Here is a 14,128-nt window from a genome sequence, read left to right as displayed (position 1 = left end):
GCCGAGGGTTTCGAAACCGATCAGCGTGGACAGGGCAAAATAAAGCAGCTCGTTTGGCAGTATCGCAGTGCTGGCGTGGGGCAGGCCTAAGATCACTGCCCAATAGGTCCAGAGAAAGGGCGCCAAAAGGAATTGCCCGATAGTGCCTAGGAAAAAGGCTTGGAAGCCGAGGAACCGAGGCAGGCCAATGTCGCGGGCGAGACGCAATGGCTGCCGCATATGGACAAGATAGGTGGCCATGAACCCCTTGATCCAGCGGGAGCGTTGCCGGATCCAGGCAGCCAAATGACAGCTGGCCTCCTCATAGGTGGCGCTGGGCAACATTTGGGTGCGAAACCCGGCCCGATAAAGCCGCACGCCGAGGTCGGCATCCTCTGTCACATTATGGGAGTCCCAACCGCCCAATTGGTCCAATACGCTGCGGCGGACAAACATGGTGGTGCCGCCCAAAGGCACCACCAGGCCAAGCCGGGCAATACCCTGCAGCACGATGCGAAACCAGCTGGCATATTCCAGGGTGAACAGCCGTGAAATCACGTTGGCGCGCGGATTGTAGTAGTCCAGCACCCCCTGAAAACAGGCAACCTGCGCCGGGGCGGTTGCAAAGGCTGTGGCGACCTTTTGCAATTGATCCGGTTGCGGTGCGTCTTCGGCATCCCAAACGCCAACGATTTCGCCACGACAGAAATTCAAGGCGTAGTTCATCGCCCGCGGCTTGGTGCGCAATTCGCCCCAGGCTGGGACTTCGATGGCCTCGATCCAAGGCGGTAGCCGGGTTTTCAAAAGCGCCTGTCGGGTGACCCCGTCGCCCTCTTCCAGAACCAGCAGAACCTGCAACCGGTTCCTAGGATAATCGAGGCGTTTCAGGCGCTTTAGCAGGGCCGTGCTGATGGCGGCTTCTTTATAGAGCGGTACCAGAACCGAGATCATTGGCTGCGGCGGCTGGGCACCGGGATCCATGGGTTCCTGTTTGCGACGCCGGTGGCTACGGGTCAGATGCGCCAGCAGGCCGCATGTTTTGAGCGCCGAAAACAGCACCAGAAAGACCAGAGCCATCCCGCAGCTGATCGCAAAAACTTCAATGGGGAAGACTACGGCCAAGGTAAGTACCGAGGTCACGGGCAGGAGCTGTTTGAGGCGTTTGGAGTGTTGGAACAGGGTTCGGGTGCTCAGCTCAGGGGCGATACTGGCGCTGGCGCGTCGGGCCATGGCAGTGCGGAAATGGCGCTGCAACAAGGGGGTGATTTGATGGCGCGGGGCTAAGACTGGAATAATCGGACCAAAACACTCGGTCAGCTCTTGTTTTTGGCTCTCGGCTTCGGTGGCGGTGGCAAATGCAATGGCGATGGTATCGCCAAGCTGCACCCAGGGTATCGCTTCATGACGGAGCCAGAAACGGGCGGGTTTCTGATCCAGCAATGGCGCGCTGGGGCGGTGCTGACTGAGATCGACGGTGCGCAGGGCGAGCGCCTCGGCGCGATAGACTTCCCGACCGGCCTCTTGCTGGGCGGGGAGGCGAGGCAGCCGGGCGTGGTTGGACGGGGTGCGTCGCCCGAGATCTGGGTTGGCAAGGCCCGAACCCTCGTCCTGAAAGCTGTCCAGTCTTGGGGTGACTAGCTTTAGCTCGCCCCGTTCCGGGCCCGTCTGAGCAGCGACCTTGCTCGTGGCGGCAGGTTGGGCGGGCGCTGGGCGAACCTTGGCAGAGGTTGGCGACGCAGAGGGCGGCAGGGAACTGCGGCCATGGTATTGCAGATGCTGGTTTTGCAGGCTGTCAGCCGCTGAGTTTCGTCTGGGACTCCCTACAGATAACCCATGGCTGGGTTTTTGCGCCCAGACGGGGCGCCGAAGACGTTTAAAGCCGCGTGTCTGACTACCGCGCATACGATCACTCAAAACAAAAACAACCCCGGATGCTTTTCACATCCGACGTTGAGAAAGGTGGCTTACCAGTATGTTAACCACAATTGGCCTGTGTCGTATTTAACCGCGTTTTGACCTTGGCCTTACGAAGCTTTTCGTGTGGACATGGCTTCGGCAAAGCGTTCGAACAGGTAGAAACTGTCCTGCGGGCCAGGGCTTGCCTCTGGGTGGTGCTGCACGGAATAGACCGGGCGGCCCACCATGCGAATGCCACAGTTGGAGCCGTCAAACAGTGAGATATGTGTCTCTTCGACGCCTTCGGGCAGGCTTTGGGAATCGACGGCAAAGCCGTGGTTCATCGAGGTGATCTCAACCTTGCCGGTGGCGTTTTCTTTCACCGGGTGGTTGGCGCCGTGATGGCCGTGGTTCATCTTGACGGTTTTGCCGCCCAGGGCGAGCGCCAGCATCTGATGGCCAAGGCAGATGCCAAAGACCGGCAAAGTGGCGTCCTGCAGAATGCTCTTGATCATCGGTACCGCATATTCGCCTGTAGCCGCCGGATCACCGGGACCGTTAGACAGGAAGACACCATCGGGGCCATGGGCCAGGACTTCTTCGGCAGTGGCGGTGGCGGGCAGCACGGTGACATCACAGCCAGCCGAGGCCAGGCACCGCAGAATGTTGCGTTTGGCACCGTAGTCAATGGCGACCACCTTGTGCACCGGGTTTTCCTGACGGGAGTACCCTTCCGGCCAGGCCCAACGCATCTCATCCCAGCGGTAGCTCTGTGCACAGGTGACCTCTTTGGCCAGATCCATGCCTTCGAGCCCAGCCCAGGCACGGGCCTCGGCGACCAGGGCCTCGACGTCAAAATTGCCCTCAGGATCATGGGCCAGGGCCACATGCGGCGCGCCCAGTTGGCGGATGGCGCGGGTGAGGCGGCGCGTGTCCACGCCACCAATGGCGATACGCCCTGTGCGGGTCAGCCAGGCGCCCAGCTCTTCGGTGGCGCGCCAGTTTGACGATTGGGTCGGGTCCCATTTCACCACCATGCCGGCGGCGACGGGATCTGCGGTTTCGTCATCCTCGGGCGTCACACCGGTGTTGCCGATATGGGGGAAGGTGAAAGTCACGATCTGCCCGGCATAGGAGGGGTCGGTCATGATTTCCTGGTAGCCTGTCATCGCGGTGTTGAAACACAGCTCGGCGACGCATCGACCGGTAGCGCCAAACCCGGCTCCGTAAAAAACGGTGCCATCGGCAAGCGCCAGACATGCGGTTGGCTTGGACGGTGCGGTATCGGCCATGACGAGACTCTCCTGAGGGTGAAATTTATCGGCTTTTAGGGGGCTGGGCACATGGGGTCAAGCCTGCCTGGCAAGGCCAAGCGGGAAGATTTGCGAGGCAATCTGCCTTGATTTGCGCTGCTCCTTGCCCGCGCGTCGCCCGAAAAGGCTGGGTGCTTGAAATGAGCAGGTCGATTGGATAGAGGTGCCACTTCCGGTTTCCTCGCTATGGATAGAGATTATGGACACGCGAACCCTGGTCAATCAGGCCCTGAAGCAAGCGATGAAAGACAAGAATGCCCAGCGGTTAAGCACCCTGCGGCTGATCAACGCTGCTATCAAGGACAAGGAAATTGCGGCCCGGGCTGGTGATGGCGAGATCGCCATTGGTGACGGCGAAGTCTTGGCGATTCTTGGGAAAATGACCAAGCAGCGCAACGAGAGTGCCCGCGCCTATGAGGAAGGTAGTCGCCTGGATCTGGCGGAGCGCGAACTGGAAGAAATCGCCATCATCGAAGAATTCCTGCCCAAACAGCTGGATGAGGAAGAGGTCCGCGCTGCGGTCAAAGCCGCTGTGACTGAAAGCGGTGCAGCTTCGATTCGCGATATGGGCAAGGTGATGGGGGCCCTGAAGGCAAAATTCACCGGCCAGATGGATTTTGGCAAGGTTGGCCCCATGGTCAAGGACGAGCTCTGCAAGGATGGCGGCTGCTGAGGGAGCCGGTCCTGTAGAAGGGAGAAGACCTCTGCACCTGCAGGCCACTTGTTTGCCGGTGGCGACAGTTCCCCTGCCGCGGCCATTGGCCGGAAAGAAACCGATTCCGCACCCTACATTTTGATATTAGTCTTGTGACATAACACTTGCCAATTGGGCGACTTTTAACAATCGCGTTGACGGCTTAGCGGCTGGGAACCTTGACATCTCGCGGCTAAAACGGCTCCTGTTAGTCAAACCGAACAAGAGAATAGGCCTATCCCATGTACCAACGAGTTTTCGCCATTGTTTGCGTCAGCGCTGTCCTTTTCACCACAGCCTGCACCGGCCCATCGGTGAGAAAAGCAGCGCGGTCGCAAAAGCAGGCTGCCCAGGCTCAGAGCGAAGTGGCGCATGAGCGGCTTGAACTCGTCGAGAAATACCAAGCCTGCGTCGCCGGGGCAGGTGAGGAGCTTGCTGAAGTGGAGGCCTGCGACGTCTACCTCAAGAGCGCCGAGGCGCTCTCCTAAGAACGCGGTCCAGCCTGCCCCGGCTGGCGAGTGTGACTACTTTTACGGGGAAGTATCGGAGGGACTCGCTTGTCGGGGCCCTTTTTTTCAGTTGTGCTTGGCCTCGTCCAGTATGTGTGCTCGGATTTCGGCAGCATGGGCATTCCGGGGAGCTAACCTCAGTGCATGTTCCGCGGAAGCTAGCGCGGCTTTGTTGTCTCCCATTTCAAGAAGCGAAAATGCACGTCCAATGTAGGGAAAGACATAGTTAGGCTCTAGCTCTGTTGCCCTGTCATAGTCTGCGATCGACTGTGTGTACTTATTCATTCCGAAAAAAACACTACCCCGATTGTAATAGGCTTTTGCGAACCGAGGGTCGATTTCTAGAGCTCTGTTGTAGTGCTCTAGAGCTAGTTGGTAGTCTTTGCGATTCTTGCTGATAATTCCAAGCTCGATGTAAGGGTGTTTATAAAACGGGTTGATTTCTAACGACCGTTGCAAGTCCTTCAGAGCACGGCGTGTGTTCCCGAGCCTACGATGGGCATTGCCTCGAAAGTAATAGGTCATTTCCAGTTTTTCTAGCAGCAAGTTTGACTCTATGACCTTCGAGCAAGCTCTGACTGAAAGTCTCAGATCGTTTTCTTGAGAACAGTCTTCGATCGGGCCTGCGTGTGCGAAGGAAGTGGCTATGACGGTGCAGACAAGGCCGGCGAAAAAGCGGACAAAAATCATAGATCGAAAACTCCCTAGCGCTCTTGCCTTTAATAAACGGTTTCAATGAAAGATTGTAAAGAGCGGTTGGTAATGTACGCTATGAGTGGTGCCCTGCAAACAGCAGAGGCAGAGTCGGCAATAGTGTTTCCGCTCACCGAATGGCTTTCTGCAACTCATCATATAGCGCCTTGCGCTCATCCTCGGAAAGGAAGGCGCCGATCTCCACTTCGCGGCCACTGCCGCGCAGGGTGACGTAGTTCGGCACCGGGCCGTCCATGGGGTGGAGCTCGACCTTGACCCAATACCGATTGCACTGCCAGCTTTGCTGCGTGCCATTTGCATTGCGTCGCTCCAACCGGGCCTCAGTGGCATTTAAGGTCAGCACTTCGATCACCTGAGCGTCCCGACGGTTGCGGTCCAGTGCGTATTTCAGGCCAAAAAGCGCCAGCAGCAAAAACGGCAGCAGCCCCCAGAACACCGGAGATCCCGCAAAGGGCAGCAATGGCAGGGTGATCAGCAGGGCTGTGACGCCAATAAAGCGCGCATAGCCCTGTGGGGGCAGCGATTGATGCGGCCACAGGTGCATCTCGCTAGCGGTCTCAGCCTCGGAGGCTGCTGGTGGGGTGATCCAGGAATAGGGCATGGGCGGTCATTGGCAGGGGGCAGTAAAAGGCATTTACCGATGTCGCGAGACTGTTTTCAAGTGAGTATTTCCCTATGGACCTCGCCCACAAAAAAGGCCCCGGAGCTTACGCTGCGGGGCCTTCTCTATTCTCCGTGCTCACATCTTAGTGCGCGTGGGGTTTGTCCCAGTCTTCCTGCTTGGGCAGGATCTCGAAGGTGTGCTCTGGTGGTGGGCAGGGCAGGGTCCATTCGAGAGTGTCAGCATATTCATTCCAGTAGTTGTTCTGGGTGATCTTGGCGCCGCGCAGCAGCGAGTAGATCATCACAGCAAAGAACAGAATGAAGGATGCAAAAGACAGGAAGGCGCCATAGGAGGAGATCTTGTTCCAGTAGGCAAAGCCTTCGGGGTAGTCGATGTAACGACGCGGCATGCCCTGACGGCCCAGGAAGTGCTGGGGGAAGAAGGTCAGGTTGGCACCGATGAAGAACATCCAGAAGTGAATCTGAGCGCCCAGCTCGTTGTACTGACGACCGGTCATCTTACCAAAGTAGAAGTAGATACCTGAGAAGATCGCGAAGACAGCACCAAGCGACATCACATAGTGGAAGTGCGCAACCACATAGTAGGTGTCATGATAGGCACGGTCGACTGCGGCCTGCGACAGAACCACCCCTGTGACACCACCAACGGTGAACAGGAAGAGGAAGCCAAAGGCAAACATCATCGGCGCTTTGAACTCGATGGAGCCGCCCCACATGGTGGCAATCCAGGAGAAGACCTTAACTCCCGTAGGCACTGCGATGACCATGGTGGCCAGCATGAAGTAGGCCTGTTGGTTCAGCGACATACCAACGGTGTACATGTGGTGCGCCCAAACGACGAAGCCCAGAACCCCAATGGCGATGATCGCCCAAACCATTGGCAGGTAGCCAAAGACGGGCTTGCGCGCGAAGGTGGCGATCACATGGGAGATGATGCCGAAACCGGGCAGGATCACGATGTAGACTTCGGGATGACCAAAGAACCACAGGATGTGCTGGTAGAGGATCGGGTCACCACCACCGGCAGGATCAAAGAAGGTGAAGCCAAAGTTGCGGTCCATCAACAGCATGGTGATGGCGCCGGCCAGAACCGGCAGGGACAGCAGGATCAGCCAGGAGGTGACAAAGATCGACCAGCTGAACAGCGGCACTTTGAACAGGGTCATGCCGGGGGCACGCATGTTCAGGAAGGTGGTGATCATGTTGATCGCGCCGAGGATCGACGAGGCACCAGACACGTGCACGGCAAAGATCGCCAGATCCATCGAGTAGCCGCCCTCATTGACCGACAGCGGCGGGTAGAGAACCCAGCCAACACCAGAGCCAAGCTGGTCGTTGCCACCAGGCGACAGAACCGAAGCAACCGCCAGCGAAGTACCGGCCACATAGAGCCAGAAGCTGAGGTTGTTCATCCGCGGGAAGGCCATGTCAGGCGCGCCGATCTGCAGCGGCATGAAGTAGTTGCCAAAGCCGCCGAACAGCGCCGGGATCACCACGAAGAACATCATCAGGATGCCGTGGGCGGTGATCAAAACGTTCCACAGGTGGCCGTTGGGGGTACATTCTCTGGAGGCATCCGCAGAAAAGCGGGCGCCTTCGGCACACATGTACTGAACGCCTGGATCCATCAGTTCAAGCCGCATGTAAACGGTGAACGCGACAGAGATGAAACCTACAAGCGCCGAAACGATGAGGTAGAGAATGCCGATATCTTTATGGTTCGTGCTCATGAACCAGCGCTGGAAAAATCCGCGCTCGTCTTCGTGGCCGTGACCATGAATGGCTGCGTCTGCCATTATGTGCCTCCTGTTGCATAACTTTTGACCCCAGGAATAGCTTCCGGGTGGCCATAGACTCATATGCGGTTTTAGTGTGCCGTGTGGTGGCCTTCAATGGCGGAGTTTGATCTGGATCAAGAATAATTGTCGCGGGCAGTTGTTTTTTCCGTGTTTTTTGCTCTGAGGCCTTGTTTTCCAGCCGCTGCGCACAGGCTGGCTGGGTTTTTTACCAGTGCCGCTGGTGTGTTGCCTTGCTTTGGATTGATAGGGTGCCAAGGCTTGACGGGTGAAGCCTGTCACCGCAAAACCCTGACACATCATTGCAACAAGGAGGGCATCAGATGACTGCCTATGATCCCGAAAACATCTTTGCCAAGCTTCTGCGCGGTGAAATTCCGGCCGCGAAGGTCTATGAAGACGATGCGACGCTGGCCTTTATGGACATCATGCCCCGGGCCGATGGTCATCTGCTGGTCATCCCTAAAACCCCCTGCCGCAATGTGCTGGATGCAAGCCCGGAACAGTTGGCGGTAGTGATGCAAACAGTGCAAAAACTGAGCCATGCGGTGCTGAAAGCCTTCTCCGCCGATGGGGTCACTCTGCAGCAGTTTAATGAGGCCGCTGGCGGGCAGGAAGTTTTTCACCTGCATTTCCACATTTTGCCGCGTCATGAAGGCGACAAACTGCGCCCTCCTGGGAAAATGGCGGAGCGCGATGTGATCCAGGCTCATGCAGCCCTGATCCGCGCTGCGCTGGAAGGCTGAGAGCGCCGGTTTTCTGCTCGCTCCTCCAAAGGGTTTTTTTGGTTCCAAGCGGAGCAAAGAGCCTCCAAAAAGGAATGTGCTGTATCCAATTCACTTTTGGATGCAGCGCAGAGTTGATTTATTTCTTGTGGTGCGTAGTATTTGGAAAATTTAAATTGCCGATCTCGAAAACAACCTTGAAAATATGGGTAGTTGTTCCCAATGCCTGCCCCCGTCCTCTTTGTTTTCTGGGTTGCGGGCCGTCAGAAATTGCAACCGGAGTTGCAATGCTTGGCACAAGGGCATGACTAGAGGTTGAGGCTTGTTGTTCGACTGATCAAGCTTTGTTTGAGCAGGTCAGCCGATTGTGTGTGTTAGTTGGTGTATTTGGTATGAGGTCGAAGTGACACATCTGCAGCGTATAGCTCTGCCGTCACAAGAACAGGTTGTTGCGGCAATCTACGAAACCGTTTTGCGACCCGAATTGTTCGATCAGTTTTGTCCTGCGCAGCAAGCGGACAGTCGTACCGATGGAGAGGCCTTGCCTGCCCGCGCCAACCCGGTGTTTGAGGCGCCGATTTTGCAGGCTCATTTCGCCCGGGCTTTGGAAATTCTTGAACTGCAATGGACCCAAATGGGTTGCCCCGATCCGTTGACGGTTCAGGCAGAACCGCCCGACCCCATGTGGGCCGACAGCGATGGCAAGGGAGGTGGGGCCTGGCTGTTGGTTGATTTGGAGGGGCAACCCTTGCTGCCGCAAATGCGCCAAACCGCAGGCAGGTGTCGGGCCGGGGCCCCGGTCTCTGAAGTGCAGTCTTGGCTGCAGGGGCCGCAAGAGGTGAGAGAGGGCTGGGGGCAGTTTGCCGACCGCATTGCATCGCAGAGGTTTTCCTGGCGGGATATTCTGGTTCTTGAAACGGGCCGTCCCAGCAGAAAGCTTTTGTGCAGGCCGGTTTGGGTTGGCACCAGTGGGGCTCCGGTGGCGATCTCGATCGAAGTGCTGAGCCTGATCTGGCCCGAAGACAGCAGCTTTGGCTGCGATCATTTGATAGCCGAGACCTTTGCTCTGGATCACCGGGAATGCATGATCCTGCGCGACTATATGACGGGGGTCACCTGCAACACCGCTCCGCCCCCGGAGCTGTTGCATATTGCAGCCAAGGCGGGCGCACCTGGGGTGGCAGAACTGATCCGGCTGGTCGGGTTCTTGTTGCAGGAACGCGCCCAGGATATGGCGATTTCCGGCGGCAGGCAGTTGCCATTCAGTTTCATGGTTTGCGGGCCTGCGGGACAGGAAACACAATGTTTCAGGTTGGGGGCCGAAACCGGACAGCCGGTCATTTTTGTACATGGCATGATGGATGGCATTGCCGGCGTGCAACGATTGCAACCACAGCTGCGCAAAGGCGGGTTTCGGGTCTATGCGCCTCTGCGCGGAGGCTACGGTGCCTCTGGCCCCACCCCGGGCCGTGGTCAACAGTTAGAGGCCTTTGTGGCGCAGATAAAGGCGTTGATTGAGCAGGAAAATCTACGACGCCCAATTCTGCTAGGGCATCGCAGCGGTGCTGTGTTTGCCCGTGCTGCCGCCCTGCGCCTGCGTGGTCAAATTGGTGGTGTCGTAGGAGTCGCGCCGGCGCCGCCCATCCGGCAGCCGCGCGACTACCGACCCTTGCTAGGCAATCACGGGTGGTTAGTGCCCTGTGCCAGGCTTGCCCCTGCGCTGGCGCGGCGGATCCTCGTCAATTGGTCGCGGTCGGTGCAGCAGCGGGGGGCGTCATTGCTGGTGCTTGGCCAGGCGCGCTGCGGCTCAAGGGCAAAAGCGCAGATCGCCGAGATGGATCTAGACCCTCTTTTGTCCAGCAATCTGACGCTGATGATGCAGCAGCGAGGGGCGGGGTTTCTGGCGGACCTCAACCTGGCATCTGGGGTCTGGCGCGACCAGATGATCGGGCATGCCGGCCGCACGATCTATATGTATGGCTCACAAGAGGAATTGGCGCGCCATAGCGGCATTTATCCTCAGGTAGTAGGGGCGGAAAAGGTTCAGACCCGTATCTGCGCAGGCGCTGGCAATGTGTTGCTCTATGCCTGCCCCGAGCTGGTCCTGTCAGCACTCGAAGATCTCTCGACGGATCAGATCCTGCAAACTCGGTAGAGCCTAAGCCCAGTCAGGTTCTGCGATTGGTTCGGAATAGGGGGCAATTGAGGAGATCCGCGCTCCGGTCTTGGCTTGTCACTGTCAGCGGCCCGCTAGACCGACTCACCTTTAAAGACCGCATCAAAACTGCGTTTGAGCGCCACATCAACATCTGCAAGCGTCACAGGCAGCCCCAGATCAACAAGGCTCGTTACCCCGAATTCCTGAATGCCGCAGGGGACGATGCCGGTGAAATGCTCCAGATCAGGTTCGACATTGATGGAAATGCCGTGAAAACTCACCCATTTGCGCAGGCGGATGCCAATGGCGGCGATCTTGTCTTCTTGCAGGCTGCCGTCCAGCTGGCGCGGCTTGTCTGGGCGTTCAATCCAGACGCCAACACGCCCGTCACGGATATGGCCGGTGAGGTTGAATTCACCCAGGGCCTTGATCACCCAGGTCTCCAGTTCCTGCACAAAACGGCGCACGTCGTGGCCTCGTTTGGCCACGTTCAGCATCACATAAACGACACGCTGGCCGGGGCCGTGGTAGGTATATTGACCACCACGTTTGGAAGGGTGCACCGGAAACCGGTTCGGATCTGTCAGATCGTCGATTTTGGCTGAGGTGCCGGCAGTATAAAGCGGCGGGTGCTCCAGCAGCCAGATGCATTCTTCGGCGGTCCCTGCAGCAATCTCTGAAGCCCGTGTTTCCATAAAGGAAATTGCGTCCTCGTAGTCAACGAGGGCTTCAGAAGTGATCCATTCTACCATTAAAGATTTAGTCCTATGGAATGCCAACTGGCCCCGGCGTTAAACTATATATGAAATGGTACGTGCTTTCAGGGATGAGCTGCGCTACTCTGATTCCATATTGTTCGTTTTATAAAGGGGTGTGACATGTTTTCAAAGTCACTAAAGTCTGCATTGGCCGCAGCCATGATCACCACGTCCACAGTTGGACCGGTGTTCGCAGACAACTTGGGCGCAGCACTCATCGGTGGTCTGATTGGGGGCGCAATTGTCAGCGGAGCCAATCGCAACAACAACAGGCGCGCCACAACGCGGCGCTCTGGAAATTCCGCCGCGCGCACGCAAAACCGTGAAACCCAGACTTCGCTGAATTATTTTGGGTTTCCAGCCGGATCCCCGGATGGGGTGATGGGGCGGAAATCTCGCAACGCTATCAGCCAATACCAGGCCTATATGGGTTACCCGGCCACGGGCCAGCTGACCGAATATGAGCTTGGGTTTTTGAACTCCTCTCGTCAGCGTGCGCTTGCCAGCGGATTTCAGGCCACCCAACAGGCCGCTTCTCATCCGGATGGGGCCAAAATTCTGCTGAAGGTCTACATGAACGAGCAACTACAGCGCCAACAGGTGCCGCAGCAGCCGGTTCCGGTCCAGCAGATCCCGGGTGCACCTGTAACCACCATGGCAAATGTCGAAAGCTACGGTGTGCCCCAGCAATATGGTCAGCAGGTACCCCAGCAGGGCGGCTACGGGGCGCAGGCGCCGGTGACGGTGCAGACATATGGTGCTCAGCCGCAGGGCACGGTGCCGCAGCAGGGGCAGGTCGCACCCGGCTATGCCATTCAGGGCAATCAGGCCCAGGCATTCCAAGGGCAGCAGGTCCAGGGTCAAGCATACCAAGGGCAAGTCTATCAGGGTCAGCCAGTTCAAGGTCATACCTTCCAAGGGCAGGTTTACCAAGGACAGCCAGTTCAGGGGCAGCAGGTTCAGGGACAAACTTACCAGGGGCAAGCCTACCAGGCTCAGCCTCCTCAGGGGCAGGTTTTTCAGGGGCAGGTTGTCCAACAACCGCCGGCTCAGGGCGTAGCAGTCGCCGCGCTCGCCCCCCAGCCTGCTCCCACAGTCGCTTCCCCGCAGGCAGAGGTTCGCGAACCGACCTATACTGCGCCGCTGAGCCGACGCCGGGCATTGGTGATTGGGGTTGATGGGTATCAGAACCTGGAATCGCTGCAAAAGGCCCGTAATGATGCTCAGGCCGTCAGCGAGGCTCTGGTTGAGCTCGGTTTTGATGTTCTGACGCTTTATGATGCAAACCGTCGCGATATCAACAGTGCCGTCTCAACCCTGGCAGGTCAGATCGTGCCTGGGGATGAAGTCATGTTCTATTTTGCCGGCCATGGCATCGAAGTGGATGGGCGCAACTACTTGCTGCCTGCCGATGTGCCGGTGGTCAACTATGGCGACGAGAGTTTCCTCACCGGTGAGAGCATTCCGGCAGGGCGTATTCTGGACACCTTCCAGCGCAAGGGGGCCCGCACCACGGTCATGGTGCTGGACGCCTGCCGTAACAATCCTTTTGCCACCAATGGGCAGCGCTCTGTTGGCGGCGCACGGGGGCTGGTCCGGATGGAGCCACCAGAAGGCGCGTTCATTCTCTATTCTGCAGGCGCAGGTCAAACAGCGTTAGACCGGCTCTCGGATGATGATAGCAACCCCAATTCTGTCTTCACCCGCGCCTTGCTGCCACGTCTGCAAGAAGAGGGCATGTCGCTGCATGATCTGGCCAAGCAGGTCCGCCGTGACGTTCAACAGCTGGCGGCCTCCGTCAATCATGAGCAGTTCCCAGCCTATTATGACCAGATGTCGGGCGATATGTTCTTGTCGACGCAAGTGCAAGACTAGGACGCCTTTGCCTGTTTTTTGCGGGGGAAGGTCTGTTCCATCCCCCGCAGAATACCCCTAGCTTCCTGCGAATTAGGTGAATGCAGGGGGAGGGCTGTGAAAACCCAATTTCTTTGATTTTGGCTCTTCACATCCTGACGCACCTCGTCTAATACGCCTTCACCAAGCCTAGACAGTGCGGTCGTGGCGGAATTGGTAGACGCGCAGCGTTGAGGTCGCTGTGGGGTAACACCCGTGGAAGTTCGAGTCTTCTCGACCGCACCATTATCTTGCCTTAGGCAATCCCCTGAAATACAAGAAGCAATTGAAAATCAGGCCTTTTCCAAGGGCTTGGGTTTGAGGTTTTTTGCACAGACTTTGCACACGTTTTGCACAAATGGGGTTTGACCAGTGGAGAAGAGCATAGAGGGAGCAAGGTGCATCGGCGCGACTTGGTACTACTGGAAGCGCACCCCTGACCGACTCGTTAAGGCCTTCGGATTGCCGGAATTTCGTCGCGAGTCGATGAAGACAAAAGACCCCGATGAAGCCGCGCGGCTGGCGCGGGCGTACCTGACCGAACTGGACGAACTGGTGCGGAAGCTCGACTCCGTGTCGGCGCGGGTTCGGGTCTATGGTGACCTTTCCGACCGGGAACGCACGCGCCTTGATGCCGAGATCGCCGGTAGGGTCACTGCCCTTCCTGCCGATCAAAAGCAAAAAATCAGGAAGGCGGGCGGTGTGTGGGGTGCAGGGCGTGAAATGGTCGCGCAGGAAGCATCCGCTGCGTTCATGGAGGCAGGGCTGGGCGCAGACTACGCACTCAAGGACGCCATGGGCGAGGAATACGACCCTGACGAACGGGAACTGGAAGAGGTGCAGGAGGGCGCGCGCGTCGCCCTGCACCAGAAGAAGGGGAAGGCACTCGGAGATGCCCTGACCGCTGCCAAGATCATTGAGCCGACCGCCTGAGCTTCCCCCTTTGAAGTGGTCCGCCCCTATAGTTAGGAAAGCGGAGGACCAAGTATGGCCATTAAGAGACCCAAGCCGGAAGAGATCGTCGTGAAGTTACGGCAGGTTGAAGTACTGATGGGACAAGGCATGCCCC

12 protein-coding genes and 1 tRNA gene are annotated in these 14,128 nt (G+C 57.7%); 7 read left to right on the top strand and 6 right to left on the bottom strand.

The window, feature by feature from the left end; genetic code table 11:
* Both ABJP42_RS10130 and carA read right to left on the bottom strand, forming a co-directional pair.
* Nucleotides 1-1,881, bottom strand: a 1,881-nt coding sequence (locus tag ABJP42_RS10130; RefSeq protein ID WP_348340189.1) for a glycosyltransferase, incomplete at its 3' end; no start/stop codon positions are given.
* A 122-nt stretch (nucleotides 1,882-2,003) separates the two neighbouring features.
* The gene (gene carA, locus ABJP42_RS10125) at nucleotides 2,004-3,167 is read right to left on the bottom strand and encodes a glutamine-hydrolyzing carbamoyl-phosphate synthase small subunit (RefSeq protein WP_348340188.1); all 1,164 of its coding nucleotides are present in this window, start codon (nucleotides 3,165-3,167) and stop codon (nucleotides 2,004-2,006) included.
* Nucleotides 3,168-3,387: 220 nt separating this feature from the next.
* On the opposite strand from carA, the gene ABJP42_RS10120 reads away from it, so the two are divergent.
* Both ABJP42_RS10120 and ABJP42_RS10115 read left to right on the top strand, forming a co-directional pair.
* The gene (locus ABJP42_RS10120) at nucleotides 3,388-3,861 is read left to right on the top strand and encodes a GatB/YqeY domain-containing protein (protein ID WP_348340187.1); all 474 of its coding nucleotides are present in this window, start codon (nucleotides 3,388-3,390) and stop codon (nucleotides 3,859-3,861) included.
* Between the two features lie 335 nt (nucleotides 3,862-4,196).
* Complete coding sequence (locus ABJP42_RS10115; RefSeq protein ID WP_348340186.1) at nucleotides 4,197-4,370, top strand: hypothetical protein; 174 nt, start codon at nucleotides 4,197-4,199, stop codon at nucleotides 4,368-4,370.
* 87 nt (nucleotides 4,371-4,457) lie between these two features.
* On the opposite strand, the gene ABJP42_RS10110 is transcribed toward ABJP42_RS10115, so the two are convergent.
* The 3 genes from ABJP42_RS10110 to ctaD form a co-directional block, all read right to left on the bottom strand.
* The gene (locus ABJP42_RS10110) at nucleotides 4,458-5,081 is read right to left on the bottom strand and encodes a tetratricopeptide repeat protein (RefSeq protein WP_348340185.1); all 624 of its coding nucleotides are present in this window, start codon (nucleotides 5,079-5,081) and stop codon (nucleotides 4,458-4,460) included.
* Between the two features lie 133 nt (nucleotides 5,082-5,214).
* Nucleotides 5,215-5,706, bottom strand: coding sequence for a DUF2244 domain-containing protein (locus tag ABJP42_RS10105; protein ID WP_348340184.1), 492 nt, complete (start codon nucleotides 5,704-5,706; stop codon nucleotides 5,215-5,217).
* Between the two features lie 145 nt (nucleotides 5,707-5,851).
* A complete protein-coding gene (gene ctaD / locus ABJP42_RS10100; protein ID WP_348340183.1) occupies nucleotides 5,852-7,525 on the bottom strand; it encodes a cytochrome c oxidase subunit I in 1,674 nt (557 codons plus the stop codon).
* Between the two features lie 323 nt (nucleotides 7,526-7,848).
* On the opposite strand from ctaD, the gene ABJP42_RS10095 reads away from it, so the two are divergent.
* Nucleotides 7,849-8,271: an HIT family protein gene (locus tag ABJP42_RS10095; RefSeq protein ID WP_348340182.1), complete on the top strand. Its 423-nt coding sequence runs from the start codon at nucleotides 7,849-7,851 to the stop codon at nucleotides 8,269-8,271.
* Between the two features lie 382 nt (nucleotides 8,272-8,653).
* Entirely contained in the window at nucleotides 8,654-10,405 is a 1,752-nt protein-coding gene (locus ABJP42_RS10090) for an alpha/beta fold hydrolase (RefSeq protein ID WP_348340181.1), read from the top strand.
* Nucleotides 10,406-10,500: 95 nt separating this feature from the next.
* Here ABJP42_RS10090 and lipB read toward each other — a convergent pair whose 3' ends face one another.
* Nucleotides 10,501-11,187 carry a lipoyl(octanoyl) transferase LipB gene (gene lipB, locus ABJP42_RS10085; protein ID WP_348340180.1) on the bottom strand — a complete coding sequence of 229 codons (687 nt, stop codon included), beginning with the start codon at nucleotides 11,185-11,187 and terminating at the stop codon, nucleotides 10,501-10,503.
* Between the two features lie 99 nt (nucleotides 11,188-11,286).
* On the opposite strand from lipB, the gene ABJP42_RS10080 reads away from it, so the two are divergent.
* The 3 genes from ABJP42_RS10080 (at nucleotide 11,287) to ABJP42_RS10070 (ending at nucleotide 13,992) form a co-directional block, all read left to right on the top strand.
* On the top strand, nucleotides 11,287-13,041 hold the full coding sequence (locus ABJP42_RS10080; protein WP_348340179.1) for a caspase family protein: 1,755 nt from the start codon (nucleotides 11,287-11,289) through the stop codon (nucleotides 13,039-13,041).
* Nucleotides 13,042-13,218: 177 nt separating this feature from the next.
* Nucleotides 13,219-13,305 (top strand) — tRNA-Leu (locus ABJP42_RS10075).
* A gap of 126 nt (nucleotides 13,306-13,431) precedes the next feature.
* A complete protein-coding gene (locus ABJP42_RS10070) occupies nucleotides 13,432-13,992 on the top strand; it encodes a DUF6538 domain-containing protein (protein WP_348340178.1) in 561 nt (186 codons plus the stop codon).
* Nucleotides 13,993-14,128 lie beyond the last annotated feature (136 nt).

This window comes from Pseudophaeobacter sp. (genome assembly GCF_039971195.1).
Taxonomy (GTDB): domain Bacteria; phylum Pseudomonadota; class Alphaproteobacteria; order Rhodobacterales; family Rhodobacteraceae; genus Pseudophaeobacter.
The sequence above is the reverse complement of the archived record's forward strand: the minus strand, read 5'-3'. Positions and strand labels throughout refer to the sequence as shown.